The organism is Streptomyces kurssanovii (assembly GCF_040677245.1).
Taxonomy (GTDB): domain Bacteria; phylum Actinomycetota; class Actinomycetes; order Streptomycetales; family Streptomycetaceae; genus Streptomyces; species Streptomyces kurssanovii.
In genome coordinates this window covers 77,344-102,576 of the sequence record NZ_JBFAQK010000024.1, presented here as the reverse complement: position 1 = coordinate 102,576, position 25,233 = coordinate 77,344, and the positions used below count along the sequence as shown (strand labels likewise).

Here is a 25,233-nt window from a genome sequence, read left to right as displayed (position 1 = left end):
GGAGAGTAGGACGCCGCCGAACAATCATTGTGGGAAAGCCCCGCACCTCTGGTGCGGGGCTTTCCTGCGTTCAGGGGGCCACTGCACAGGCCGGCGCCCGCTGCAGGTAAGGTCAGGGAGCATCGTCGGCACGTTCCACACAGGAGGCCCCCGGGTGGAGGTCCAGGAGACCCGCGTTCAAACGGACAGGGTACTCACCATCCCCAACATCCTGAGCATGGCTCGCCTCGTCGGCGTGCCGCTGTTCCTGTGGCTGATTCTCCGCCCCGAGTTCGGCGGGCCCCAGAGTGACGGCTGGGCGTTGCTGGTACTGATGCTCAGCGGCGTCAGTGACTATCTCGACGGCAAGCTGGCCCGACGCTGGAACCAGATCAGCAGCCTGGGGCGCATCCTCGACCCGGCCGCCGACCGTCTCTACATCCTGTCGACCCTTGTCGGTCTCACCTGGCGGGAGATTCTGCCGCTGTGGGTGACGGCCGCGCTATTGGCCCGTGAAGTGATGCTGCTGGTGATGGTGGGAATCCTCCGTCGCCACGGCTATCCGCCGCCCCAGGTGAACTTCCTGGGCAAGGCGGCGACCTTCAACCTCATGTACGCCTTCCCCTTGCTGCTCCTGAGTGACGGAACGGGGTGGCTTGCGTCACTCGCGGCGATTTTCGGATGGGCGTTCGCGGGATGGGGTACAACTCTGTATTGGTGGGCAGGGATCCTCTATGTGATTCAGGTCCGCCGTCTCGTCAAAGCGGACACTATGGCCGATTGACCTCGTCGGTGTGGGAGCGCGCTGTGTCGCCGGCCGCGCGTGTCACCACATGTCACCAGCGGTCACTTTTGGACGGGTGAAGTCGGCCAGACAGTCGTCTCTTCAAGGAGGACGCTTCCGACATGAAGGCCGTCGTGATGGCCGGCGGCGAAGGTACCCGACTTCGCCCCATGACCTCGAGCATGCCCAAGCCGCTCCTGCCGGTGGCCAACCGGCCAATCATGGAGCATGTACTCAGGCTGCTCAAGCGGCACGGGCTCACTGAGACCGTTGTGACCGTGCAATTTCTCGCCTCACTTGTGAAGAATTACTTCGGTGACGGCGAAGAGCTCGGAATGGAGCTCACTTATGCCAACGAGGAGAAGCCACTCGGCACTGCCGGCAGTGTGAAGAACGCAGAGGAAGCGCTGAAGGACGACGCGTTCCTCGTGATTTCCGGTGACGCCCTCACCGACTTCGACCTGACCGACCTCATCTCCTTCCACAAGGAGAAGGGCGCACTCGTCACCGTGTGTCTGACGCGGGTGCCGAATCCGCTGGAATTCGGCATCACGATCGTCGACGAAGAGGGAAAGGTCGAGCGCTTCCTCGAGAAGCCGACATGGGGGCAGGTCTTCTCCGACACGGTCAACACGGGCATTTACGTGATGGAGCCCGAGGTCTTCGACTATGTCCAGCCCGACGTTCCCGTCGACTGGTCCGGGGATGTCTTCCCGCAGCTCATGAAGGAAGGCAAGCCGATCTACGGCTATGTCGCAGAGGGCTACTGGGAGGACGTCGGCACTCACGAGAGCTATGTGAAGGCGCAGGCCGACGTCCTGGAGCGCAAGGTGGACGTCGAGCTCGACGGCTTCGAGATCTCTCCCGGTGTGTGGGTCGCCGAGGGCGCGGAGGTCCATCCCGACGCGACGCTGCGAGGTCCGCTCTACATCGGCGACTACGCCAAGGTCGAGGCAGGCGTCGAGATCCGTGAACACACCGTCGTGGGATCCAACGTCGTCGTGAAGACCGGCGCGTTCCTTCACAAGGCAGTGGTCCACGACAACGTCTACATCGGTCCGCAGAGCAATCTCCGCGGCTGCGTCATCGGCAAGAACACCGACATCATGCGCGCCGCCCGCATCGAGGACGGCGCCGTCATCGGTGACGAGTGCCTCGTCGGCGAAGAATCGATCGTCCAGGGCAACGTCCGGGTCTATCCGTTCAAGACCGTCGAGGCCGGTGCGTTCGTCAACACGTCCGTCATCTGGGAGTCCCGGGGACAGGCGCATCTCTTCGGTGCCAGAGGCGTGTCCGGCATCCTCAACGTGGAGATCACGCCAGAGGTCGTGGTGCGCCTGGCCGGCGCGTACGCCACCACGCTGAAGAAGGGCGCCACGGTCACCACCGCACGTGACCACTCCCGTGGTGCACGCGCCCTGAAGCGGGCGGTGATCTCGGCGCTCCAGGCCAGTGCCATCGACGTACGCGACCTGGAGAACGTGCCGCTGCCCGTGGCGCGCCAGCAGACGGCCCGCGGAAGTGCGGGCGGCATCATGATCCGTACGTCGCCTGGTGTGCCCGACTCCGTCGACATCATGTTCTTCGACGAACGAGGCGCGGACCTGTCGCAGGGTGGGCAGCGGAAGCTGGACCGGGTGTACGCGCGTCAGGAGTACCGGCGTGCGTTCCCGGGCGAGATCGGCGATCTGCACTTCCCGTCGAGCGTCTTCGACTCGTACACCGGCTCCCTGCTGCGGAACGTGGACACCACCGGGATCGCCGAGTCGGGCCTCAAGGTCGTCATCGACGCGTCCAACGGCAGCGCCGGTCTTGTGCTGCCGAGCCTGTTGGGTCGCCTCGGGGTCGACGCGCTCACGATCAACCCCGGTCTCGACGAGTCGCGGCCTACGGAGTCCGCGGACACCCGGCGGTCCGGCCTGGTCCGGCTGGGGGAGATCGTCGCCTCCGCGCGTGCGGCGTTCGGTGTCCGCTTCGACCCCGTCGGTGAACGGATCTCCCTGGTCGACGAGCGGGGCCGGATCGTCGAGGACGACCGGGCGCTGCTGGTGCTGCTCGACCTGGTCGCGGCGGAGCGGCGCAGCGGCGGCGTGGCGCTGCCGGTGACGACGACGAGGATCGCCGAGCAGGTGGCGGCGTACCACGGCACGCAGGTCGAGTGGACGACGACGTCCCCTGACGACCTGACGAGGGTGTGCCGGGAGGAGACCACGATCTTCGGTGGCGACGGTCGTGGCGGCTTCATCGTGCCGGAGTTCAGCAGCGTCTTCGACGGTACGGCCGCGTTCGTGCGGCTGGTCGGTCTGGTCGCGCGTACACAGCTCACACTGAGCCAGATCGACGCCCGGATCCCGCGGGCCCATGTGCTCAGGCGGGACCTCGCGACGCCGTGGGCGGTCAAGGGGCTCGTGATGCGGCGCGTGGTCGAGGCCGCCGGGGACAGGCACGTGGACACCACCGACGGTGTGCGCGTGGTCGAGGCCGACGGCCGGTGGGTGATGGTGCTCCCCGACCCGTCGGAGGCCGTCACCCATCTGTGGGCGGAGGGGCCGGACGACGCGTCGGCCCAGGCGCTCCTGGACGAATGGTCGTCCGTGGTGGACAGCGCAGGTCACTGACGCGTTGCCGGTGTGCCGGCGGACGCCCGCGGGGCGTCCGCCGGCACACCGGTGGGGCCATTCGGCGGTAGCGGTTGCGACGTGCGACGATGTGCGGCATGTCGCAGCAGCCCCCCGTTCGGAGCACAGGTTCTCCGCCCGCGCGCCCTGATGCGTCCATGTCGCTGCTGACCAATGTCATGGAGCACAGCCTCGACGACGGTTACGCGGAGGCGGCGGCCCGCAGGGCCGAGGGCGGCGGCATGCCCCGGACGCTGCGCGCCAAGCTGGGACTGGCCGCCGGGCTCGTGCTCGCGGCCGCGGTCGTGACGCTCGGAGCCGCGGAGGCGCAGATCTCGGCACCGGTGCTGGCCAAGGAGCGCGAGGAGCTCATCGACCGCGTCGAGGCCCAGACCAAGAAGGCCGACGCCGTGGAGCGGGACGTCGAGGCCCTGCGGTCCGACGTCGAGGAGCGGCAGCGCAAGGCCCTCAACGCGCACGGCGAGGAGCAGGGCGCGACGGTTCCCCTGCTGGCGGGCGCCACCGAGGTGCACGGCCCGGGCGTCCAACTCGTCGTGGACGATGCCAAGGGGACCGACCAGGGCGGCGACGGGCCGCGGGAGAGCAGCGGCTTCTCCGACACCGGCCGGGTACGGGACCGGGACATGCAGCGGATCGTCAACGGCCTCTGGGAGTCCGGCGCCGAGGCGATCGCGATCAACGGGCAGCGGCTGACCGCCCTGTCGGCGATCCGCGCGGCCGGCGACGCCATACTGGTCGACAACAGGCCGCTGGTGCCGCCGTACACGGTGCTCGCGGTGGGGGACGGCAGCAGGCTGCGTACCGCCTTCCAAGGCAGCGCCGACGGGCAGTATCTCCAGGTCCTCAAAGAGGACTTCGGAATCCGCACCAGCATGTCCGACGAGGAGTCGGTGCGACTGCCCGCGGCCCCGAGCTTGATCGTACGAACAGCTGAGCCGACGACCGCCGGCGCCCCGCAGGGCAGTGGGCAGGGCGCGGCCGAATCAGAGAAGGGCACATCGTGATCGCCGTACTGGGCCTCGTCGTGGGAGTCGTGGTCGGGCTTTTGGTCCGGCCCGAGGTGCCGGCGGTGGTCGAGCCCTATCTGCCGATCGCGGTCGTCGCCGCGCTCGACGCGGTGTTCGGCGGTCTGCGGGCCATGCTCGACGGGATCTTCGTCGACAAGGTCTTCGTCGTGTCCTTCCTCTCGAACGTCGTGGTGGCGGCGCTGATCGTGTTCCTCGGCGACAAGCTGGGCGTCGGCGCGCAGTTGTCCACGGGAGTGGTCGTCGTGCTGGGCATCCGGATCTTCTCCAACGCCGCGGCCATCCGCCGGCACGTCTTCCGGGCGTGACGATGAGCAGCGAGGAGACCCCCAGGAACGAGGCGCCGGAGCCGCGGCCGACGCGTGCCCAGCCGCTCCCGCAGGCGCAGCCGCCCGCGCCGCCCGTCGCGGAGGAACCGGATCCGTCGGAGTCGGAGGTGCGGACCGGGCGGCAGCGGCTCGGTGCGGCGGTGTGGCCGCCGCGGGTGACGCGCGCCCAACTGATCGTCGCCGTGCTGTTGTTCGTCCTCGGTCTGGGCCTGGCCATTCAGGTCCGTTCCAACAGCGACGAAAGCGCGCTGCGCGGCGCACGGCAGGAGGACCTGGTGCGCATCCTCGACGAGCTGGACAACCGCACTCAGCGGCTGGAGGACGAGAAGCAGCGCCTCGAGGACCAGCGCACCGAGCTCGAGAACAGCTCGGACCAGGCGGAAGAGGCCCGGAAGCAGACGCAGCAGAAGGAGCAGCAGCTCGGCATCCTGGCCGGCACGGTCGCCGCGGAGGGGCCGGGCATCACTCTCACGATCCAGGATCCGTCCGGGACCGTGGAGTCCGACATGCTCCTCGACACGATCCAGGAGCTGCGCGCGGCCGGTGCGGAGGCGATCCAGGTGAACGGCATCCGGGTCGTCGCGGACACTTTCTTCTCGGGGGCGGCCGGGGACATAGAGGTCGACGGCAAGCGGATCAACGCTCCGTACACCTTCAAGGTCATCGGCAAGCCGCAGGACCTGGAGCCGGCGCTGAACATCCCCGGGGGTGTCGTGCAGACGCTGGAGAAGGAGCAGGCCACGGCTACCGTGGAGCGATCAGAGAAGATCATTGTCGACGCCTTGCGACCGGCGGAGCGGCCTGACTACGCTCGGTCGTCACCGCAGTGAAGCGGGGGGACATGGGGAGCGCCGGAGCCGGGCAGAGGATTGCAGGGGGGCGACGCATCACATATGTGGTGCGTGGTGGAAACTGTCCGGAGGGTACGGACGTTGTGAGGGTGTCCGGTTCGGCAGGTGTGTTGGTTGAGGGTTCGTCCTGCCCCACGGGCGGGTCTATTTCGGTCAAGGGGAAACGCCCGTGAAGTTGTTTGCGAAGTTGTTCGGCAAGAGCTCACGCGAGGACGGCAACGCCCGCCATCGCGCGCCGCGTCATGGTCAGAGCGAGGAGCAGGGCGGCGAGCGCCCGCTGTTCCGGGACGAGGTGGCCGGTGGTGACAATTCGGGCGGACAGGGCGCGTCGTCTGTTGACCCTGCCGGTGCCCGCGGCATAGGTTTCGGGGATCCATCAACCTCAAGTGCGGGTGGAGGGTTTGCCTCCGACCCGTATGCGACCAATCCCCACGCGGGGCAGCCGCGGCAGGAGGATCCGTCCATGGCGGGTTTGCCGGTTTGTTCGAGGTGCGGCCACCGGAACACCGAGGCCGGTCGGTTCTGCTCCAACTGCGGTGCGCCGCTGAGGGGTGGCGCGCCGGCGGAGCGTGCGTCGGAGACGACGTCGACGATCTCCATCTCCGGCATCGAGGCCTACGACTCGGAGGTGACCGGCCAGACCGCCGTCCCCTCGCTCTCGCCGGAGGCCCAGGCCGCCGTCGAGGCACTGCCGCTCGGCTCCGCGCTCCTGGTCGTCCGCCGCGGGCCCAACTCGGGCAGCCGCTTCCTGCTGGACGGTGAGCTGACCACGGCCGGGCGTCATCCGCAGAGCGACATCTTCCTCGACGACGTCACGGTGTCGAGGCGGCACGTGGAGTTCAGGCGCGGCCAGGACGGCGGTTTCACCGTCTCCGACGTCGGCAGCCTCAACGGCACGTACGTCAACCGCGAGCGGATCGACTCCGTGGTGCTTGCCAACGGCGACGAGGTCCAGATCGGCAAGTACCGGCTGGTCTTCTACGCGAGCCAGCGGGGCGTGTAACCCTCCCCAGACTCTGTCCGGGGTGACCCCCAGGGAAGGCACATGCTGCGAACACCGACGGGCGGTGCCGGTCACGGCACCGCCGCCGCGGGTGACCGCCCGATGAGCATCGGCGCGGTCCTCGGGCACCTGCGCGACGAGTTCCCGGAAGTCACGATCTCCAAGATCAGGTTCTTGGAGGCCGAGGGCCTCGTCGAGCCGAGCCGTACGCCCTCCGGGTACCGCAAATTCACGGCCCGGGACGTGGAGCGGCTCGCGCTCGTGCTGCGGATGCAGCGTGACCACTACCTCCCCCTGAAGGTGATCCGCGAGCAGCTGGACGCCCTCGAGCGGGGCGAGCAGGTGCAGCTGCCCGCACAGGGCCCGCAGCGGGACCTCTTCGACGGTTCCTGGGAGCCGGAGGCCGAGCGTCCGCCCGCGGGCCGTATCGGCCGTGCGGCCCTGCTGGCCGCCGCCGAGGTCTCCGAGGAGGAGCTCACCGAGTGGGAGTCGTACGGTCTGCTCACCCCGGACGGGAGCGGCGCCTACGAGCCGGAGGCGGTCACGGTCGCACGGATGGTCGCGGAGCTGGGCAGATTCGGTCTCGAGCCCCGGCACCTGCGCGCCATGAAAGCGTCCGCGGACCGCGATGCCGGCCTGGTCGAACAGGTCGTCGCACCGCTGCGCCGGCACCGTAATCCGCAGACCAGGGCCCATGCGGAGGCGACCACGAAAGAGCTGGTGACGCTCTCCGTGAGGCTCCATGCGGCACTGGTTCAGACCGCCCTCGGAGTGCGGCTCCACTGATCTTGGACCAGCCCGACTACCCAAACCGGTCGCGCACGTCCTAGGGTTGCTGTGTGAACGAGCTCGACGTTGTGGGTGTCCGGGTCGAAATGCCCTCGAACCAACCGATCGTGCTCCTGCGTGAAGTGGGAGGCGATCGGTACCTCCCCATCTGGATCGGTCCCGGGGAGGCGACCGCCATTGCCTTCGCCCAGCAGGGCATGGCACCGGCCAGGCCGCTGACCCACGACCTCTTCAAGGACGTGCTGGAGGCGGTGGGCCAGGAGCTCACCCAGGTCCGCATCACCGACCTGCGTGAAGGCGTCTTCTACGCGGAGCTGGTCTTCGCCAGCGGGGTCGAGGTGAGCGCCAGGCCGTCCGACGCGATAGCTCTCGCCCTGCGCACCGGTACGCCGATCTACGGCAGTGACGGGGTGCTGGACGACGCGGGTATCGCCATCCCGGACGAGCAGGAGGACGAGGTGGAGAAGTTCCGCGAGTTCCTCGACCAGATCTCCCCCGAGGACTTCGGGTCCAGCAACCAGTGACGGTTCCGCCGACGCGAGGGCGGCTGACCGCTCCGCGTCGGCGCATTCGAGCAGCCTTTCCCCGGATGGGGGCACGGGAAACCACTCTCAGGGTGATTATCACTCGGCGTGCCGAGTGTGGCGATCGTTGACGCACCCCTGGTGACTCCCTACCTTCGAGGTGGCAGGTCAAGGACGGAGGTCGGCGTGAGAAGCAGCGGCGACAGTACGCTTGGGGGCGGCCCCGGACCCGGTCCGGTGGACAGCGGGCCGTACCCGCTGCACGACAGCGCAGCCGCGCCCTCCACCGACACCATCGGCTATCGCGGGCCCACGGCCTGCGCGGCCGCCGGGATCACCTACCGGCAGCTCGACTACTGGGCGCGCACCGGTCTCGTCGAGCCCAGCGTCAGGCCCGCGTACGGTTCGGGCACGCAGCGGCTCTACAGCTTCCGCGACGTGGTCGTCCTCAAGATCGTCAAGCGCTTCCTGGACACCGGGGTGGCGCTTCAGAACATCCGGGCGGCCGTCCAGCACCTGCGGGACCGAGGCTTCCGGGACCTTGAGCGCATGACACTGATGAGCGACGGCGCGACGGTGTACGAATGCTCGTCGCCCGACGAGGTGGTCGGCCTTCTCCAGGGTGGGCAGGGCGTCTTCGGCATCGCCGTGGGAGTCGTGTGGCGGGACGTCGAGACGGCGCTGTCGCAGTTGCACGGCGAGCGGATCGACACCGGGGAGACCCTGGTGGGCCACAACCCCGCGGACGAGCTGGCCAGACGCAGACGCGACCGGGCCGTCTGACGGCCGTCGCCGCTCCCCGTTGTCAGTGCTGTGGGGGAGCATCGAACATGTGAGAACCGCGCCGACGATCCTGCATCTCGACATGGATGCCTTCTTCGCCGCCGCCGAGCAGGCGGCGAAGCCCTCGCTGCGCGGAAAGCCGGTGATCGTCGGCGGACTCGGTCCGCGCGGGGTGGTGGCCACGGCCTCCTACGAGGCCCGGCGTTTCGGTGTGCATTCGGCGATGCCGATGGCGCAGGCCAGACGGCTCGCACCGAACGCCGCCTGTCTCGTACCACGCTTCTCGTTGTACCGCTCGGTGAGCGAGCAGGTCATGGAGCTGCTGGGGCGGTTGTCGCCGCTGGTGGAGCCGCTGAGCCTCGATGAGGCCTTCGTCGACCTGGAGGCCGGTGGCGCGGCCCACGACGCCCCGTCCGCCCGTGAGACGGGGGAGCGGCTGCGCGCCGACATCCGGGCCGTCACGGGGCTCACCGGGTCGGTCGGACTGGCAGGCTCCAAGATGATCGCCAAGATCGCGTCCGAGCAGGCCAAGCCCGACGGCCTGGTGCTGATCGACCCCGGGACCGAGCGGGACCTGCTCGGGCCGCTGCCCGTCCGGACGCTGCCCGGTGTGGGGCCCGCGACGGGGGAGCACCTGCGGAGGGCCGGCATGACCACGGTCGCGGACCTCGCGGAGGCGGGCGAGGACGAGCTGGTACGGCTGCTCGGCAGGGCGCACGGGGCATCGCTGTTCCGGATGGCTCTGGGGCACGACGACCGGCCCGTGGTGGCGGAGCGGGACGCGAAGTCGGTGTCCGTGGAGGACACCTTCGACGTGGACCTGCACGACCGGGTGCGGGTCCGGCTCGAGGTGGACCGGCTCGCCGAGCGGTGCGTGCGGCGGCTCCGCGGCAGCGGCCACTCCGGCCGGACCATCGTGCTGAAGGTGCGCCGGTACGACTTCTCGACGCTGACGCGCTCGGAGACGCTGCGCGGCCCGACGGACGACCCCGCGGTGGTGCGGGAGGCGGCAGGCAGGCTGCTGGAGTCGGTGGACACCACCGGCGGCGTACGGCTGCTGGGCGTGGGCGTGACGGGGCTCGCGGACTACACCCAGGAGGACCTGTTCGCGCAGGCCGCCGCAGAGGCGGAGGCCGAGGCCGAGGCGGCTGCGGGGGCCGAGTCCGAGGAGGGTGCGCCCACCGTGCCGGAGGGAGCCGCGTCCGAGACGGGCGAACCGCAGCGTCCCGAGCCAGCGCGGCCCGACCCGGCGGAGCGGCGCTGGGCGGCCGGACAGGACGTGCGCCATGCGACGTACGGGCCGGGCTGGGTCCAGGGCAGCGGCGTCGGCAGGGTCACCGTGCGGTTCGAGGAGCCGTGGTCGGCGCCGGGCAGGGTGCGGACGTTCCGGGTGGACGACGAGGATCTGGAAGCCGCGGACCCACTGCCGCTGGTGCGGCCCGCCGGGCGGACGGAGCCCCCGCCGGCCATGGGCGGCGGCGGGAGCGGGCAGGTGGGTCCGGCTTCGATTCCGGAGACCGTCCCGGACCGGCGGCCGGGCTGAGGGGCGCGGCGGGGGAGGGGCGACGGGGAAGCGGCGGTGGGACAGGGGCTTGGTCCTGCGTCCGGACCCGGCGACGCCGGAGCGCGGCTGCCGGTCAGTCCTCCTGCCCCGCGACCCGGCCGAAGGAACGGTCGCCGGAAGCGGGCGCCGGTGCGGGAGGCGGACCGGAGAGGTCGAGTCCGTAGTGGTGGTAGAGCTGGAGTTCCTGCTCGGGCGACAGGTGGCGGCCCACTCCGAAGTCGGGCGCGTCCTTGATCAGTGCGCGCTCGTAGGGCACGTGCAGCGCGTTGTCGACGAGCTCGCTCGGCTCGAGAGGGACGAAGGCGTCACGGCTGAAGAGGCCTGTGCGCACGGCCGCCCACTCGGGCACGCCCGTGGCGTCGTCCAGGTACACCTCGTCAACGGTTCCGATCTTGGTTCCGTTGCGGTCGAACGCCTTGCGGCCGATCAGGCTGCGCGGATCGATGTCGGTCTGCACGGTCCCTCCAAGTGGTCGCAACTGTTCTCCAACGACTACAAAAGTCCACATTCCGGGTGTCGGCCACTCGAGCGATCCGGCGCGATGCACGCTGGTACGCTGGCAAACGGCCGCTGACCCTGTGCGGGAGAGTCCTCCGGAGAGAAGTCCGGAGGCGCCGAAGGAGCAAATCCTCCCCGGAATCTCTCAGGCACCTGTACCGCACGGACGAGGTCACTCTGGAAAGCAGAGCGGGCGTCGGACGGCATCCGCTCTCACCGACGGTGAAAGCCGGGATGTCGCTCCGTGACGCCCGGTGAAGCTCTCAGGTCGAGATGACAGAGGGGGAGGCCGTCCGGGCATCCGTGCCGTGATGCCCCTCGCAGGTCGCGAAGACCAGGAGGCCTCCCACCATGACCGCCAACCGCATTCCGCTCTCCCAGCTGGAGCGAGGGATTCCGTTCGAGCAGCGGCACATCGGGCCCGACGCCGGTGCCCAGGCCAAGATGCTCGCCCATGTGGGCTACGGCTCCCTCGACGAGCTCACCGCCGCCGCCGTACCGGACGTCATCAAGAGCGCCGAGGCCCTCGACCTCCCTGACGCCCGCACCGAGGCGGACGTCCTCGCGGAGCTGCGCACCCTGGCGGACCGCAACCAGGTGCTCGCGCCCATGATCGGCCTGGGCTACTACGGGACGTTCACGCCGCCGGTCATCCTGCGGAACGTCATGGAGAACCCGGCCTGGTACACGGCGTACACGCCGTACCAGCCGGAGATCTCGCAGGGCCGGCTCGAGGCGCTGCTCAACTTCCAGACCGTCGTCGCCGACCTGACCGGGCTGCCCACCTCCGGCGCCTCGCTCCTCGACGAGGGCACGGCCGCCGCGGAGGCCATGTCGCTGGCCCGCCGGGTGGGCAAGGTCAAGAACGGCGTCTTCCTGGTCGACGCGGACGCCCTGCCCCAGACGCTGGCTGTGATAGAGACGCGTGCCGAGCCCACCGGCGTCGAGATCGTCACCGCCGACCTCAGCGAGGGCATCCCCGCGGAGATCGCCGAGCGCGGCGTGTTCGGCGTGCTGCTGCAGTACCCGGGCGCCTCCGGTGCCGTGCGCGACCTCAAGCCCGTGATCGAGCAGGCGCACGAGCTCGGCGCGATCGTCACGGTCGCCGCGGACCTGCTGGCTCTGACGCTGCTCACCTCGCCCGGCGAGCTCGGCGCGGACATCGCCGTCGGCACCACCCAGCGCTTCGGTGTCCCGATGGGCTTCGGCGGACCGCACGCCGGCTACATGGCCGTCCGCGACAAGTTCGCGCGCAGCCTGCCCGGCCGCCTCGTGGGCGTCTCCGTCGACGCCGACGGCAACAAGGCCTACCGGCTGGCGCTGCAGACCCGCGAGCAGCACATCCGCCGCGAGAAGGCCACCAGCAACATCTGCACCGCGCAGGTCCTGCTCGCCGTGATGGCGGGCATGTACGCCGTCTACCACGGGCCGGACGGGCTGCGTGCGATCGCCCGGCGCACCCACCGTTACGCCGCGATCCTCGCCGAAGGGCTGCGGGCCGGCGGTGTCGAGCTGCTGCACGGCTCGTACTTCGACACCCTGACCGCCCGCGTGCCCGGCAGGGCCGCGGACGTGGTCGCCGCCGCCCGCGAGCGCGGCGTCAACCTGTACCTGGTGGACGCCGATCACGTCTCCCTCGCCTGCGACGAGACCACCGGCCGCGAGCAGCTGGCCGCCGTCTGGGCCGCCTTCGGCGTGGACGGGGACATCGACGCCCTGGACGCGGCCGGCGTGGACGCCCTGCCCGCCGCGCTGCTGCGCGACGACGAGTACCTGACCCACCCGGTCTTCCACCAGCACCGCTCCGAGACCGCGATGCTGCGCTACCTGCGCCGGCTCGCCGACCGTGACTACGCGCTGGACCGCGGCATGATCCCGCTCGGCTCCTGCACCATGAAGCTGAACGCGACCACCGAGATGGAGCCGGTGACCTGGCCGGAGTTCGGCCAGATCCACCCGTTCGCCCCGGTGGAGCAGGCCCAGGGCTACCTGACCCTGATCCACGAGCTGGAGGAGCGCCTCGCCGAGGTCACCGGCTACGACAAGGTCTCCATCCAGCCCAACGCCGGGTCGCAGGGCGAGCTGGCGGGTCTGCTGGCCGTCCGCGCCTACCACCGCGCCAACGGGAACGCGGGCCGCACGGTCTGTCTGATTCCGTCCTCCGCGCACGGCACCAACGCCGCCAGCGCCGTGATGGCCGGCATGAAGGTCGTCGTGGTGAAGACCGCCGACGACGGTGAGATCGACGTCGAGGACCTGCGCGCCAAGATCGAGCAGTACCGCGACGAACTGTCCGTGCTGATGATCACCTACCCGTCGACGCACGGTGTGTTCGAGGAGCACGTCGCCGACATCTGCGCCCAGGTGCACGACGCGGGCGGCCAGGTGTACGTCGACGGCGCCAACCTCAACGCCCTGGTGGGTCTCGCCAAGCCGGGCCGGTTCGGCGGCGACGTCTCGCACCTGAACCTGCACAAGACCTTCTGCATCCCGCACGGCGGCGGCGGCCCGGGCGTCGGCCCGGTCGGTGTGCGCGCCCATCTCGCGCCCTATCTGCCGAACCACCCGCTGCAGCCGGCGGCCGGCCCCCAGACGGGCGTGGGACCGATCTCAGCGGCTCCGTGGGGCTCGGCGGGCATCCTGCCGATCTCGTGGGCGTACGTCCGGCTGATGGGCGGAGAGGGCCTCAAGCGGGCGACGCAGGTCGCCGTGCTCGCGGCGAACTACATCGCCAAGCGCCTCGAGCCGCACTACCCGGTGCTCTACACCGGCCCGGCCGGCCTGGTCGCCCACGAGTGCATCGTCGATCTGCGGCCGCTGTCCAAGGCGACCGGTGTCAGCGTCGACGACATCGCCAAGCGCCTGATCGACTACGGCTTCCACGCGCCGACGATGTCCTTCCCGGTGGCCGGCACGCTGATGATCGAGCCGACCGAGAGCGAGGACCTCGCCGAGCTCGACCGCTTCTGCGACACCATGATCGCGATCCGCGGCGAGATCGAGAAGGTCGCGTCGGGCGAGTGGTCCGCCGACGACAACCCGCTGCGCAACGCTCCGCACACGGCGTCCGCGCTCGGGGGCGAGTGGGATCACGCCTACAGCCGCGAGGAGGCCGTCTTCCCGGCGGGCGTGAACGCGGCCGACAAGTACTGGCCGCCGGTGCGCCGCATCGACGGAGCCTTCGGCGACCGTAACCTCGTCTGCTCCTGCCCGCCGCTGGAGGAGTACGACAACTGACGCGAGTCGCACGGCACATGCGTCGGGCCGGTCCGGAAGTCTCCGGGCCGGCCCTTCGCTTTCCCGTGCTCCTGAAGAGGCCCAGGCCTGTCCGGCGGATCTTGCCGGTCCCGCACGTCACAAACGGCTGGAATCTCCCCCAGAGGGAGGTCCTACCGTCCTGATCGACCGCACGCGATGCTTCGAAAGAGGTCTGTCATGACGACGTTTCTACTGGTCCCGGGGCTTTTCATGGGTGGCTGGGCCTGGGAGGCGGTGGCCGCCGAGCTGACCGCGCAGGGGCACCGGGCGCTTCCGGTCACCCTGCCCGGCATGGCCGAGAGGGCGGGGGAGGACGACCCCGCCGGCGTGGGCCTGGCGGAGCACACCGACGCCGTGGCGGCGCTGCTCGACACGGAGGGGCCGGGGACTGTGCTGGTGGCGCACAGCTACGGTGCCTTCCCCGCCCTCGCGGCGGCCGACCGGTGCCCCGGACAGGTCGCCCGGGTGGTGTTCGTGGACACCGGCTTCCCGGAGCCGGGTGAGTCGGTGGTGGCGCAGATGCCGCAGCTCGGTCTGCTGGACCGTGCCCTCGGCGGCGTCGTCCCGGTACCCGAGGAGATCCCGGCGGTGCACGCGGTCCCGCCGGCGGAGCTGGAGCGCTACCACCGCCTGGCCACCCCGCAACCGGTCCGGACCGTCACGGAGCCGATCGAGCTGACCGGCGCCTGGCTCAAGCTCCCGACCACCGGGGTGTTCTGCCTCGCGAACGGCCTCAGCCTGGAGTTCGCCCGCACGCTGCACGGCACCGGCCTGCCGCGGTTCGCCAAGCTCGCCGAGCCCGGAGTCACCTTCTTCGAACTGGCCACCGGCCACTACCCGATGCTCTCCACCCCTGTGGAGCTGGCCGGCGTCCTGGTACGCGCGGCGGCCGGCGAGGGCGTCGGCCTGTACGAGGACTGACCGTCCGGCGGTGGTCGCGCCGACGGCCGCCGCAGCCGCCGGCCTTCGGCGGGTGCGGCTGAAGCCGCACCCACTTCGTCGACCGGTTTCAGCCCTACTGGGCCCTGTCCGGGCCTAGGCGGCGGTCACCAGCGGGCCGGCGTCCGCCGTACGGCGCGGGGCGATGATCCGGCCGTCGGGCAGCAGCTCGCCGGTGTCCTCGAAGAGGAGCACGCCGTTGCACAGCAGGCTCCAGCCCTGTTCCGGATGGTGCGCGACGAGGCGGGCCGCCTCACGGTCGGCGGAGTCGGATGTGGGACAGGCTGGCTGGTGCTGGCACATTGATGGGTTCTTTCGCTGTGATGTGGTGTGTGTCGTGCGGCTCGATGAGGTGTTCATGGCCGCTCCCCCGTATCTGTCGGTCGGTCCCCAGTGTTCACCCGCGGAGGTCGCTCCGCAGGCATTTCACAGCAGCTCTTCCTACTGATTGATGACGCACCACCCGCTCGGGCGGTTCAGTTCGACGGGGCTGTCCTTTCGGGTGGTTCGCAGTGGCCCGGCCGGGCTAGTCACAACGGGCCAGTACCCGGAGCACCGGTACGCCCCGCGACCTTCCGGTCGCGGGGCGTATCGGGTGTCTCCTGTGGGTGTGATGTCCTAAGTGTTCTCCTGTCAGGCCGCCGGCGAGTCGAGCAGCGGGGCCGGCGTCACCCGCAGGGTCATGAGGGGCAGCAGGTCCGCGACCCGGTGCGGCCGGTGGGCGGCTATGCCCGGTGGCGCGGGGGCGAGAGGGACGAGGACGTCGGAAGGCTGCGGGGTGCCGGACGCGGCGTCGGCCTCGACGTCGCCGTGCAGCCAGAGCGTGAGCATGTAGAGCTCGGGAACGGACAGGAGTCTGGGCTGGAACGGGGCGCCGGTCGACTCGGCCTGGCGCAGGGCGCGTTCGGTCGAGTCGAGGTAGGGGCCCTCGAAGAAGTGCGAGAAGGTCCAGCCGTCCGGCGTGAGCATGGTGTCCGCGGCGGCCACGGTGCGGTCGCCGCTGCGGATCAGGAAACGCCAGCCGGTGAGCCTGGTGTGCGGGGTGCGGCCGCTCGGCACGATCCGGTCCAGTACATGGACCGGCAGCGGCAGTTCGGCGCTCAGCGGCCCCTGGACGGACCTCAGAGCGGGTGTTCGGGCCTCGCGGACGGCTGTGGGGGAACCGAGTGCCGCGAGGACGCTTCGCAGGGCAGGCGCGGGGGCCGGGGGGACAAGCAGCGGCATGATGGGTCGCCTCTCACTCAGGAGACACGGTGGAGCGTGAAGGTGCGGACGTCACTGTCTGCGTGCGGGGCGGCCAGCGGCCGGAAGACACCGGATACGAACTCACCGCCCTCGCGGAGTTTATACGACGCGTGTTCACGTAATGTTTCCGCTACCCGTCGCAGGTATTTCGGGCAAGACGTGAACCGGCCCGTTTCATGCGGCATTTCTGCTGCTTTCCCGTGCTCTCGAGGCTGCGGCCTGCGGTTTCGGCTCCGACGCGGTAGGCCGAATCAAGCCTGTGTTTTCCGTCGCCGTCCATGCCTGCAATTGCGGTTCGCCTCATGCCAGGGGAATGTGCCCGCTGGACGCCTGTGTCCAGCCTACCGGCCGCAGAGTCCGCGCGGGGCGTTATGGATCAATGAGGCTGGGCATTATCGTCCGTGACGTGAGCGGTCCTCGCCACGTGGGACCCACTCGAGGAGGGACGCTTCGATGGGGGAGAAGGTCGAGGCAGGCGGGTTCGACCTGTCCGATCGGCAGCGGTACCGAGGCAAGCTGCAACAGTGCCTGGCCGGCCTGGGGCGGCTTCTGGCGGAGAAGAGGTTCGACCGGCCCAAGAATCTGATGGGGCTCGAGATAGAGCTGAATCTCGCGGGCGCGGACGGGATGCCTCGGATGATGAATGCCGAAGTTCTCTCCCGTATCGCCAGTCCCGATTTCCAGACCGAGCTCGGCATGTTCAATCTGGAAGTAAACATCGTCCCGCACCGATTGGGCGGCCGCGTGCTCGATCAGCTGGCGGAGGAGTTGCATACCGGGCTGGGATATGCCGATCGCAAGGCACAGGAACTCGGTGCCGGGATCGTGATGATCGGCATTCTGCCGACGCTGGCGCAGCAGGATCTGGTGTCCGCGAACCTCTCCGACGTCGACCGTTACATGCTGCTCAACGATCAGATCGTGGCGGCCCGCGGGGAGGATTTCACCCTCGACATCGAGGGGGTGGAGCGGCTCACGTGCACGTCTGCGTCGATCGCGCCGGAAGCCGCCTGCACGTCGGTGCAACTGCATCTCCAGGTGACCCCCGGCCGGTTCGCCGACGTGTGGAACGCCGCGCAGGCGGTGGCCGCCGTGCAGGTCGCCGTCGGCGCCAACGCGCCGTTCCTGTTCGGCAAGGAGCTGTGGCGCGAGTCGCGGCCGCCGCTCTTCCAGCAGGCCACGGACACCCGCCCGCCGGAGCTCCAGGCGCAGGGTGTGCGCCCGCGTACCTGGTTCGGTGAGCGCTGGGTGGAATCGGCCTACGACCTCTTCGAGGAGAACATCCGCTACTTCCCGGCGCTGCTGCCCTTCTGCGACGACGAGGAACCGCTGCGGGTGCTGGAGGACGGCGGAGTGCCGCGGCTCCAGGAGCTGGTCCTGCACAACGGCACGATCTACCGCTGGAACCGTCCCGTGTACGCGGTCGTCGACGGCGTCCCCCACCTGCGGGTCGAGAACCGCGTGCTGCCCGCCGGTCCCACGGTGACCGACGTGATCGCCAACGCCGCGTTCTACTACGGGCTGGTGCGAGCGCTCGCGGAGGACTCTCGTCCGGTGTGGACGCGGCTGCCCTTCGCCGCCGCCGACCAGAACTTCGAGACCGCGTGCCGGCACGGTATCGACGCCGAGCTCCAGTGGCCCCGTCCCGGCCGGGGCGGCGTCACGCAGGTGCCGGTCGTCAAGCTCGTCCGGGACGAGTTGCTGCCGCTGGCCGCGGCGGGTCTCGACGCGTGGAACGTGGCGCCCGCCGATCGCGACCTGTATCTGGGAGTGATCGAGGAGCGGTGCCGTCGCCGGATGAACGGAGCCTCCTGGCAGGCGGACACCTATCACCGCGCCCGTGAGGCGGGGCTGGAGCGTGAGGTGGCGCTGGCGGCGATGACCCGCCGCTACTGCGAGCTGATGCGTGAGGGGCAGCCGGTGCACACATGGCCGGTGGGTTTCCCGGGGGCGCGCTCCTGACCGACCCGGGCACGCGGACGCACGGTGGCTCGGCGCGGTCGTGGACGCGTGCGCGGGACCTGGCTGCGACCGCCGTAGGTTCGTCGGGCAAGCTGTGACGTCCCATGCGGTGGAGCAACTGGAGGCTGTAGTGCAGGCGCAGGCGGGAGACGCGGCCGGGTCCTTTCCGCGGGAGGCGGTGTCGCGCAGGACCCTCCGGTCGGAGACGCTGCTCGTGCTCGCCCTGTCGCTCGGCGCCAGCGGTGTGTCCGCGCTGATCAGCTTCATCGGATCGCTGACGAAGCCCGGCGGGCTGAAGGACCAGGCCGCGACGCTCAACGGGTCCTTCGCGCCCGGGCGGCCGTGGCTCGATCTGGCGTGGCAGCTCTTCGGGATCGCGACGGCGCTGGTGCCCGTCGCGCTCGTCGCGCATCTGCTGATCCGCGAGCGTGCCGGGCTCTCCTCGATCGGTTTCGACCGGAGCCGGCCCTGGTCCGACATAGGCCGTGGCGCGCTCGTGGCCGCCGGTATCGGAAGCGCGGGGCTGGCCTTCTACCTGGTGGCGAGGGCCTCCGGTTTCAACCTCACCGTCGTGCCGGAGGCGCTGCCCGAGGTCTGGTGGAAGTACCCGGTGCTGATCCTCTCCGCGATCCAGAACTCCGTGGTGGAGGAGGTGATCGTCGTCGGGTATCTGCTGCGCAGGCTCGGTCAGCTCGGCTGGACACCGATGGCGGCGCTGGTCGCCAGCTCGGTGCTGCGCGGCTCGTACCACCTGTACCAGGGCATCGGCGGGTTCATCGGCAACATGGTGATGGGCGTGGTCTTCGTCCTGCTGTACCGCAGGTGGGGCCGGGTGGGGCCGCTGGTGGCGGCGCACGCCCTGCTCGACATCGTCGCCTTCGTCGGATACGGACTGCTGTCCGGGAGAGTGGACTGGCTTCCCACGCCGTGACCGGCGGGCCGGCAGCGCGACCGAGGGGGTGCACGGTGTCTGCCGTGCATCCCCTCGGTCGTGGTGTGCTCAGGGAGCGGTGAGCAGTTCGCCGTCGATCACGGTCACCGCGCGGCCGGTCAGCAGGGTGCGGTCGCCGCGCAGGGCGGTGCGGACCAGGCCGGAGCGGGCCGAGGCCTGGAGGCCGGTCAGCTCGTCGCGGCCGAGGCGCGCGGACCAGAAGGGCGCGAGTGCCGTGTGGGCGCTCCCCGTGACCGGGTCCTCGTCGATGCCGACCCTGGGGAAGAAGCCGCGGGAGACGAAGTCGTAGCCGGCGGAGGGGTCCGCCGCTGCGGCGGTGGCGATGATCCCGCGCTCGGAATGCGCCACCAGGGCGGCGAAATCGGGGTCCAGAGCGCGCACGGTCCGCTCGTCGGCCATTTCCACCAGCAGGTCCCCGATGTGGGGCCCGGTGTCATGGGTGGCGAGCACCTTCGCGCCCAGCGCCTCGGCGACGCCGTCGGGGACCGCCACCTCTCGCAGGGGAGCGGTGGGGAAGTCGAGGGTGACCGTGCCGTCCACGTGCGCGGTGGTCAGCAGGATGCCGCAGCGCGCGGTGAAGCGCACCGTGCCCGTCGCCGCTCCCGTCGTGTGCAGTACGTGCGCCGTCGCCAGGGTGGCGTGGCCGCACATGTCGACCTCCGTGGCCGGGGTGAACCAGCGCAGTGCCCAGTCCGCGTCGCCCCCGGCGGGCAGGGGGTGGGCGAAGGCGGTCTCCGAGAGGTTCAGCTCCGCGGCGACGTTCTGGAGCCAGGTGTCAGGAGGGAATCCGGCGGAGTCCAGCAGCAGCACTCCGGCGGGATTGCCCGCGAAGGGGCGGTCGGTGAACGCGTCGACGATTCGAATCCGCATGGGTCGACCGTAGAGCTCCGGTGAACGGGCAGGCCAAGGCCAATTCGGGGTCGGCGGCCCGGTGAGGCCTTGTCGTTAGTTTGTTTCCGATATATCGTTGAAGCATCGCGACTGATCAACGATGGAAGGAGCGTAGCGATGCCTTCACAAGGAAACGGGCCGGAAGGCGGCCGCGGACACTGCGGGCCCGGCCATCACGGTTGGGGTGAGTACGAGGGCCGGCGTGCGGCGTTCGGGCCCTGGGGACCGCCGTTCGGCGGGCCTTTCGGCGGCGGACGCGGGCGTGGCGGCGGCCGGGGCAGGGCGCGGCGGGGTGATGTCCGTGCCTCGATCCTGGCGCTGCTGAAGAACCGCCCGATGCACGGCTACGAGATGATCCAGGAGATCGACGAACGCAGCGGCGGGGCGTGGAAGCCCAGCCCGGGGTCCGTCTATCCGACCCTTCAGATGCTGGAGGACGAGGGGCTGATCGTCAGCCAAAGCGACGGCGGCAAGAAGCTGTTCACCCTGACCGACACCGGGCGCGCCGAGGCCGAATCGGGCCCGGAGGCTCCCTGGGAGGAGGCGGGTCGCGGTGTCGACTGGGACACGGTCAACGAGATCCGGCAGGCCGGCTTCGGCCTGATGGAGGCGTTCGGCCAGGTCTGGAAGTCGGGCACCGCCGAGCAGCGGCAGAAGGCCGTCGCCGTGATCAACGAGGCCCGCAAGAAGCTCTACCTGATCCTGGCCGACGAGCACTGAGTCAGGCGTGAAGGGCCCCGCGTCGGCGCGGGGCCCTTCTGTCGTCTCCGCGGCCGATGCCGTCCGTGACGGCTGCCCGGGCGACCTGCCCGCCCGGCGTGCGGGGTCAGGCGACCAGTCCCCCCAGCTTGCGGAGCGACTCGTTGAGCGCCGCGGTCGCCGAGTCCTTCAGCTTGCCGGCCATGAGCGAGACGGCCGCACCGGTGAACTCGCCGTCGATGCGCACGTCGGTCGCGCCGTCGGCCGGGGTGAGCGAGTAGCGGGTGCCCACAACGACGGACATCGGTCCTTTGCCCCTGATGGCGAGCACCCGCTCGGCCTCCAACTCCTCCACCGTCCAGGTCACTTCGGCGGGGAAGCCCATCAGCTTCATGTTCTCCGCGAAGGTGGCGCCCGTCTCCAGCGGTTCGGGGCCGCCCTTGGGGAAGCTGGTGTGGGTGGCGTTCCAGCGGCCGTACGAGGCGAAGTCGGTCAGCTGGGCCCAGACCTTCGCGGCCGGTGCCTCGATGCGCGCCTCGGCACTGACTTCGGCCATGCGACCACCCCTTCGTGTCGGGTTCCGGTGCGCGGACCGTAGCCGTGCGTGCGGGAACATTCAATACTGACGACCTGTCAGTTACGTGCTGTCGGCGGTCGTCACCGGCGGGCCGCAGGTGATGAGTCAGGGGACGGCGGCGGCTTCTCATCCGCAAGGAGGAGGAATCGCCCGGGTGTGCCCAACTCCGGTGGGATGCGCAAATGCTTCCCCGCGTGGACGCCGGGGCAGTGGATGCCTGATGAGGTGGGAGCGTGCGAAGTCCTGCCCCGTGGCTGCCCCGGCAGCATCCTGCCGCCCCTGTCCGTGCCGATCTCGAAGCCGCGCTCACCGTGGAGCTGGCATCGGTGGTCGCGGGTGCCCGCAGGAGGGTGCTGCGCGACGGCGACAGGCAGATCGACACCGCCCATCTCCTCCACTCCCTGATGGAACGGGACCCCGAGGTCCGGGCGGTGTTCGGGTCGCCCGCGCAACTGGCGCGGGTGCTCGGCTACCTCGTCCAGCGCAGCATCGGCTACGGGCTCGCCTGGCGGGGCTCCGTCGAGGACTCGGTCGCGCTGCCGGTGGTGGGAGAGGGCGGTGCGCCGCGGCTGCCGTCGCCGGGCACCGCGGTGCCCGGTACGGCACAGGCGCCCGGCCGTTCGGCCGGTGCGGCGCTGCCCGACCTGCCGGGCTGGTCGCCGTCGGCCGTGGCCGCCCTGGTGGGCGCGCTGGCCACGGCGAGGCTCCGCGGGGACACCCGGGCGGCGGGGATCGACGTGCTGGCCCGCATCGCCGCCGATCGCGACTGCCGGGCCGCCGAAGTGCTGCGCAGGGCCCGGGTCGACGTGTCGGTGCTTGCGGCGCGGATTGCGGAACGGGTGTCCGCCGGGCCCGCCGCGTAGTGGCCTCCGGGGGCGTGCCGGGAAGTGTCTCGACATGTGTCACAGGGGTGACGGTGCTGACGGCTGCTGACATGATGTGCCGATGCAAGCGTCTCAGGGAAGGAGCGCCGGCCTGGGACTCGCCCTGGGCTCGGCGTTCGCGTTCGGTGGATCGGGTGTCGCGGCCAAGCCGCTGATCGAAGCGGGGCTCGACCCCCTCCACGTCGTGTGGCTACGGGTCGCGGGCGCCGCGCTCGTGATGCTCCCGCTGGCCTGGCGTCACCGCGGACTTCTGAGGCGCAGGCCCGCGCTGCTGGCCGGCTTCGGCCTGCTGGCCGTGGCGGGCGTGCAGGCGTGCTACTTCGCCGCCATCTCCCGCATCCCTGTCGGCGTCGCACTGCTCATCGAGTACCTGGCGCCCGCCCTGGTGCTCGGCTGGGTCCGCTTCGTCCAGCGCAGGCCGGTGACCAGGGCCGCCGCCGCGGGCGTCGTGCTTGCGGTCGCGGGCCTCGCGTGTGTCGTCGAGGTGTGGGCGGGGCTGCGGTTCGATGTGCTCGGCCTGCTGCTGGCCCTCGGCGCCGCCTGCTGTCAGGTGGGCTACTTCGTCCTGTCCGACCAGGGCGGCGACAGCGACGACGCCCCCGACCCGTTGGGCGTGATCGCGTACGGCCTCCTCATCGGCGCCGCGGTGCTGACGGTCGTGGCCCGGCCGTGGGGCATGGACTGGTCGCTGCTCGCCGGTGACGCCGACATGGGAGGAACCGACGTCCCGGCCGCGATGCTGCTGGCGTGGATCGTGCTGATCGCCACCGTGCTCGCGTACGTCACCGGTGTGGTGTCGGTGCGCCGGCTCTCGCCTCAGGTGGCGGGTGTCGTCGCGTGCCTGGAGGCGGTCATCGCGACCGTGCTGGCGTGGGTGCTGCTGCGTGAGCACCTTTCCGCGCCGCAGATCTTCGGTGGCGCGGTCGTCCTGTTCGGGGCGTTCATCGCACAGTCCCAGGCTCCCCGGCCGCCGTCCGGGCCGGTGGCGGCAGGTGGGCCGGAAGCCCTGCCCGCGGCGGCCGGCGACGGGCCCGCCGCGGGTGAGTTGTCCGCCGGTCACCGCGCGACGTAGGGTGGCGATCATGCATTCGACCGTACTTCCGCCGCCCGCCGCCTAGCGCGGGCGGACGTTCTCAAGGAGACCTGGCTCGGGGTGTCTTCCCCGAGCGGTCGGTGCTGCCCGCGTGACTGAGCCGAGCGATCAGCCGTCCCGTTCTTCATACGGAGAAGTCACGTGTCGAATTCCTCTTCAACTCCTGCTGCCGGCGTGCCCGCCATCATGTCCGTGGGCCGCGGTCTGACCTGTCTCGTGTTCGCCGGGTTCGCCTGGGGGACCGCCGGCGCCGCCGCCTCGCTCGTCTTCGCGGTGAGCGATCTGGGGCCGCTCGCCCTGTCGTTCTGGCGGTGCGTCGGCGGGCTCCTCCTGCTGCTGCCCGTTCTCGCGATGCGCGCCCGGCGTCGCCGGGGAGCCACCGCGCCCGCCGAACCGCGCCGGCGGAGGGTGCTGCGCATTCTCGCCACGGGAGTCGGTCTCACCGTCTTCCAGAGCGCCTACTTCGCGGCCGTGGAGGCGACCGGCCTCGCCGTCGGCACCGTCGTGACGCTGGGCGCAGGCCCTGTGCTCATCGCCGTCGGGGCACGCCTGACCATGGGGGAGCGGCTCGGCCGCGGCGGGATCCTGGCCGTCGCGGGAGCGCTGGCCGGGCTCGGCGTCCTGGTCCTCGGCGGCGAGGGCGCCGAGGTGCAGCCGTCGGGCGTCGCGCTCGCCGTGCTGTCGGCCGCCGGATACGCGGCGATCACGCTGCTGACGCGGTGGCTCGGCCGGGACGGCGGCGGTGGTGACTCGCTGTCCACGACGGCGTGGGCGTTCGCGATCGGGTCCGTGGGTCTGCTGCCGATGGCGATCGGCGAGGGACTGCTGCCGCACACCGCGGAGGCGGCCAGGGTCCTCGGGCTGCTGGTCTATGTCGCGGCCGTGCCGACGGCGCTCGCCTACGCCCTCTACTTCGCGGGCGCGGCCGTGGTCAGGGCGGCGACCGTCTCGGTGATCATGCTGCTGGAGCCGGTGAGCGCGGCGGTCATGGCGGTGACCCTGCTCGGCGAGCGCCTGACGCCGGCCACGGTGGCGGGGACGCTGCTGCTGCTCACGGCGGTCGCCGGTCTCGCGGCGGCGGAGGCGCGTGGCGCCGCGGTCCGGAGGCGGGTGCCGGCCGCGGCGTGAGGCCCTCGGGGCGCGAGCGGCCGAAGCGCATGCCGATGTCCGAGGCGTCACTCACGTCGCGGGCGGCGGCGAGGGCACGCTCGGGGCGCAGGTAGAGGTTGTGCGGCGGTCCTGCCGACCCCCGTTCGGCAGGGCCCGCCGCTCGTGGACCGACGCGGCGGCGCGTCAGAGGTAGGCGGGGAGCGGCGTGGAGGGGGAGAGGTCCAGCGACGGGTCCGGCAGGCCGCGGGTGGTGGTGACGGGGACGACGCCCGCCCAGTAGGGGAGGTCCAGATCGGCCGGGTCGTCGTTCGGCCCGCCCGTGCGGGTCTTCGCCGACACCTCCGCCAGATCGAGGCGGAGTACCGCCGTCGCCGCCAGTTCCTTGGCGTTCGCCGGGCGGGAGTCCGTGGAACGGCCGGGAACGGCATGCTCCACGAGTGCGTCGAGCGCGGTGCGCTTCTCCGACGGGTCGGTGACCTGCCGGGCGGTGCCGTGCACCACCACCGAGCGGTAGTTGAGCGAGTGGTGGAAGGCCGAGCGCGCAAGGACGAGACCGTCGACGTGCGTCACCGTCAGGCACACGGGCAGCCCGGGGTCCGTCTCGCCCGCCATCCGCAGGGGACGGGACCCGGTCGACCCGTGGACGTACAGCCGCTCGCCGACGCGGGCGTACAGCGTCGGCAGGACGACGGGTGCTCCGTCGCGTACGAACCCGAGGTGGCAGACGTACGCCGTGTCGAGTATCGAGTGCACCAGTTCGCGGTCGTACGATGCCCGCTCCCGGGAGCGGGTGGGAATCGTCCGGTCGGTCGGCTCGTACAGGGCTTCCGTGGTCTCCGGCATTGCGCTCTCCAT

General features: G+C 70.6%; 24 protein-coding genes and 1 riboswitch. Of the genes, 18 read left to right on the top strand and 6 right to left on the bottom strand.

The window, feature by feature from the left end; genetic code table 11:
- Positions 1-154 precede the first annotated feature (154 nt).
- The 10 genes from clsA to AB0K36_RS18970 all read left to right on the top strand — a co-directional run bounded on the left by clsA (position 155) and on the right by AB0K36_RS18970 (position 10,249).
- Positions 155-763, top strand: coding sequence for a cardiolipin synthase ClsA (clsA, locus tag AB0K36_RS19015; protein WP_364595440.1), 609 nt, complete (start codon positions 155-157; stop codon positions 761-763).
- Positions 764-885: 122 nt separating this feature from the next.
- Positions 886-3,381, top strand: coding sequence for a mannose-1-phosphate guanyltransferase (locus AB0K36_RS19010; protein WP_189470220.1), 2,496 nt, complete (start codon positions 886-888; stop codon positions 3,379-3,381).
- 98 nt (positions 3,382-3,479) lie between these two features.
- Positions 3,480-4,406 carry a DUF881 domain-containing protein gene (locus AB0K36_RS19005; RefSeq protein WP_364595437.1) on the top strand — a complete coding sequence of 309 codons (927 nt, stop codon included), beginning with the start codon at positions 3,480-3,482 and terminating at the stop codon, positions 4,404-4,406.
- Complete coding sequence (locus AB0K36_RS19000) at positions 4,403-4,735, top strand: small basic family protein (protein ID WP_003970459.1); 333 nt, start codon at positions 4,403-4,405, stop codon at positions 4,733-4,735. The genes AB0K36_RS19005 and AB0K36_RS19000 overlap by 4 nt, the downstream gene beginning before the upstream one ends.
- A 2-nt stretch (positions 4,736-4,737) precedes the next feature.
- Entirely contained in the window at positions 4,738-5,586 is an 849-nt protein-coding gene (locus tag AB0K36_RS18995; RefSeq protein ID WP_364595460.1) for a DUF881 domain-containing protein, read from the top strand.
- Between the two features lie 148 nt (positions 5,587-5,734).
- On the top strand, positions 5,735-6,610 hold the full coding sequence (locus tag AB0K36_RS18990; RefSeq protein WP_364595457.1) for a double zinc ribbon and FHA domain-containing protein: 876 nt from the start codon (positions 5,735-5,737) through the stop codon (positions 6,608-6,610).
- Positions 6,611-6,652: 42 nt separating this feature from the next.
- Positions 6,653-7,396, top strand: a complete 744-nt coding sequence (gene ftsR / locus AB0K36_RS18985; protein WP_364595434.1) for a transcriptional regulator FtsR — start codon at positions 6,653-6,655, stop codon at positions 7,394-7,396.
- Between the two features lie 53 nt (positions 7,397-7,449).
- The gene (locus AB0K36_RS18980; RefSeq protein WP_005320145.1) at positions 7,450-7,923 is read left to right on the top strand and encodes a bifunctional nuclease family protein; all 474 of its coding nucleotides are present in this window, start codon (positions 7,450-7,452) and stop codon (positions 7,921-7,923) included.
- A 237-nt stretch (positions 7,924-8,160) separates the two neighbouring features.
- The gene (locus tag AB0K36_RS18975) at positions 8,161-8,706 is read left to right on the top strand and encodes a MerR family transcriptional regulator (protein WP_229835082.1); all 546 of its coding nucleotides are present in this window, start codon (positions 8,161-8,163) and stop codon (positions 8,704-8,706) included.
- 49 nt (positions 8,707-8,755) lie between these two features.
- Positions 8,756-10,249 (top strand): DNA polymerase IV, encoded by a 1,494-nt coding sequence (locus AB0K36_RS18970; RefSeq protein ID WP_364595430.1) that lies wholly within the window; start codon positions 8,756-8,758, stop codon positions 10,247-10,249.
- A gap of 94 nt (positions 10,250-10,343) precedes the next feature.
- Here the strand turns inward: AB0K36_RS18970 and AB0K36_RS18965 are convergent, their stop codons facing one another.
- Entirely contained in the window at positions 10,344-10,727 is a 384-nt protein-coding gene (locus AB0K36_RS18965; protein WP_189470208.1) for a PRC-barrel domain-containing protein, read from the bottom strand.
- A 114-nt stretch (positions 10,728-10,841) separates the two neighbouring features.
- A riboswitch (glycine riboswitch) is annotated at positions 10,842-10,939 on the top strand.
- A 180-nt stretch (positions 10,940-11,119) separates the two neighbouring features.
- Between AB0K36_RS18965 and gcvP the strand changes: the two genes are divergently transcribed.
- Both gcvP and AB0K36_RS18955 read left to right on the top strand, forming a co-directional pair.
- Entirely contained in the window at positions 11,120-14,005 is a 2,886-nt protein-coding gene (gene gcvP / locus AB0K36_RS18960) for an aminomethyl-transferring glycine dehydrogenase (protein ID WP_364595427.1), read from the top strand.
- A 198-nt stretch (positions 14,006-14,203) separates the two neighbouring features.
- Positions 14,204-14,947, top strand: a complete 744-nt coding sequence (locus AB0K36_RS18955; protein WP_364595424.1) for an alpha/beta fold hydrolase — start codon at positions 14,204-14,206, stop codon at positions 14,945-14,947.
- A gap of 114 nt (positions 14,948-15,061) precedes the next feature.
- Here the strand turns inward: AB0K36_RS18955 and AB0K36_RS18950 are convergent, their stop codons facing one another.
- Together AB0K36_RS18950 and AB0K36_RS18945 are read right to left on the bottom strand one after the other, a co-directional pair.
- A complete protein-coding gene (locus AB0K36_RS18950) occupies positions 15,062-15,268 on the bottom strand; it encodes a DUF5999 family protein (protein ID WP_307705317.1) in 207 nt (68 codons plus the stop codon).
- A 330-nt stretch (positions 15,269-15,598) separates the two neighbouring features.
- A complete protein-coding gene (locus AB0K36_RS18945; RefSeq protein WP_189470200.1) occupies positions 15,599-16,189 on the bottom strand; it encodes a hypothetical protein in 591 nt (196 codons plus the stop codon).
- A 474-nt stretch (positions 16,190-16,663) separates the two neighbouring features.
- Between AB0K36_RS18945 and AB0K36_RS18940 the strand changes: the two genes are divergently transcribed.
- Both AB0K36_RS18940 and AB0K36_RS18935 read left to right on the top strand, forming a co-directional pair.
- A complete protein-coding gene (locus AB0K36_RS18940) occupies positions 16,664-18,172 on the top strand; it encodes a glutamate-cysteine ligase family protein (protein WP_364595420.1) in 1,509 nt (502 codons plus the stop codon).
- Positions 18,173-18,302: 130 nt separating this feature from the next.
- On the top strand, positions 18,303-19,103 hold the full coding sequence (locus AB0K36_RS18935; RefSeq protein WP_364595454.1) for a CPBP family intramembrane glutamic endopeptidase: 801 nt from the start codon (positions 18,303-18,305) through the stop codon (positions 19,101-19,103).
- Between the two features lie 69 nt (positions 19,104-19,172).
- On the opposite strand, the gene AB0K36_RS18930 is transcribed toward AB0K36_RS18935, so the two are convergent.
- On the bottom strand, positions 19,173-19,994 hold the full coding sequence (locus AB0K36_RS18930) for a PhzF family phenazine biosynthesis protein (RefSeq protein ID WP_364595417.1): 822 nt from the start codon (positions 19,992-19,994) through the stop codon (positions 19,173-19,175).
- Positions 19,995-20,132: 138 nt separating this feature from the next.
- Here AB0K36_RS18930 and AB0K36_RS18925 point away from each other — a divergent pair, with 138 nt between their 5' ends.
- Complete coding sequence (locus AB0K36_RS18925; RefSeq protein WP_364595414.1) at positions 20,133-20,735, top strand: PadR family transcriptional regulator; 603 nt, start codon at positions 20,133-20,135, stop codon at positions 20,733-20,735.
- 106 nt (positions 20,736-20,841) lie between these two features.
- Here the strand turns inward: AB0K36_RS18925 and AB0K36_RS18920 are convergent, their stop codons facing one another.
- Positions 20,842-21,270 (bottom strand): type II toxin-antitoxin system Rv0910 family toxin, encoded by a 429-nt coding sequence (locus AB0K36_RS18920; RefSeq protein WP_364595411.1) that lies wholly within the window; start codon positions 21,268-21,270, stop codon positions 20,842-20,844.
- 254 nt (positions 21,271-21,524) lie between these two features.
- Between AB0K36_RS18920 and AB0K36_RS18915 the strand changes: the two genes are divergently transcribed.
- The 3 genes from AB0K36_RS18915 (at position 21,525) to AB0K36_RS18905 (ending at position 24,396) form a co-directional block, all read left to right on the top strand.
- Complete coding sequence (locus AB0K36_RS18915) at positions 21,525-22,154, top strand: Clp protease N-terminal domain-containing protein (RefSeq protein ID WP_435877886.1); 630 nt, start codon at positions 21,525-21,527, stop codon at positions 22,152-22,154.
- 82 nt (positions 22,155-22,236) lie between these two features.
- Positions 22,237-23,247, top strand: coding sequence for an EamA family transporter (locus AB0K36_RS18910; protein WP_364595408.1), 1,011 nt, complete (start codon positions 22,237-22,239; stop codon positions 23,245-23,247).
- 207 nt (positions 23,248-23,454) lie between these two features.
- A complete protein-coding gene (locus tag AB0K36_RS18905) occupies positions 23,455-24,396 on the top strand; it encodes a DMT family transporter (protein WP_364595449.1) in 942 nt (313 codons plus the stop codon).
- A gap of 165 nt (positions 24,397-24,561) precedes the next feature.
- Here the strand turns inward: AB0K36_RS18905 and AB0K36_RS18900 are convergent, their stop codons facing one another.
- Positions 24,562-25,233: a pyridoxamine 5'-phosphate oxidase family protein gene (locus AB0K36_RS18900; protein WP_364595405.1), complete on the bottom strand. Its 672-nt coding sequence runs from the start codon at positions 25,231-25,233 to the stop codon at positions 24,562-24,564.

Coding starts and splice junctions, on each gene's coding strand:
- ftsR (WP_364595434.1), top strand. CDS start 6,653: ATGCTGCGAACACCGACGGGCGGTGCCGGTCACGGCACCGCCGCCGCG.
- AB0K36_RS18930 (WP_364595417.1), bottom strand. CDS start 19,994: ATGCGGATTCGAATCGTCGACGCGTTCACCGACCGCCCCTTCGCGGGC.
- AB0K36_RS19005 (WP_364595437.1), top strand. CDS start 3,480: ATGTCGCAGCAGCCCCCCGTTCGGAGCACAGGTTCTCCGCCCGCGCGC.
- AB0K36_RS18940 (WP_364595420.1), top strand. CDS start 16,664: ATGGGGGAGAAGGTCGAGGCAGGCGGGTTCGACCTGTCCGATCGGCAG.
- AB0K36_RS18950 (WP_307705317.1), bottom strand. CDS start 15,268: ATGTGCCAGCACCAGCCAGCCTGTCCCACATCCGACTCCGCCGACCGT.
- AB0K36_RS19010 (WP_189470220.1), top strand. CDS start 886: ATGAAGGCCGTCGTGATGGCCGGCGGCGAAGGTACCCGACTTCGCCCC.
- AB0K36_RS18995 (WP_364595460.1), top strand. CDS start 4,738: ATGAGCAGCGAGGAGACCCCCAGGAACGAGGCGCCGGAGCCGCGGCCG.
- AB0K36_RS18905 (WP_364595449.1), top strand. CDS start 23,455: ATGTCCGTGGGCCGCGGTCTGACCTGTCTCGTGTTCGCCGGGTTCGCC.
- AB0K36_RS18910 (WP_364595408.1), top strand. CDS start 22,237: ATGCAAGCGTCTCAGGGAAGGAGCGCCGGCCTGGGACTCGCCCTGGGC.
- AB0K36_RS18955 (WP_364595424.1), top strand. CDS start 14,204: ATGACGACGTTTCTACTGGTCCCGGGGCTTTTCATGGGTGGCTGGGCC.
- AB0K36_RS18920 (WP_364595411.1), bottom strand. CDS start 21,270: ATGGCCGAAGTCAGTGCCGAGGCGCGCATCGAGGCACCGGCCGCGAAG.
- AB0K36_RS18945 (WP_189470200.1), bottom strand. CDS start 16,189: ATGCCGCTGCTTGTCCCCCCGGCCCCCGCGCCTGCCCTGCGAAGCGTC.
- AB0K36_RS18900 (WP_364595405.1), bottom strand. CDS start 25,233: ATGGAGAGCGCAATGCCGGAGACCACGGAAGCCCTGTACGAGCCGACC.
- AB0K36_RS18925 (WP_364595414.1), top strand. CDS start 20,133: ATGCCTTCACAAGGAAACGGGCCGGAAGGCGGCCGCGGACACTGCGGG.
- gcvP (WP_364595427.1), top strand. CDS start 11,120: ATGACCGCCAACCGCATTCCGCTCTCCCAGCTGGAGCGAGGGATTCCG.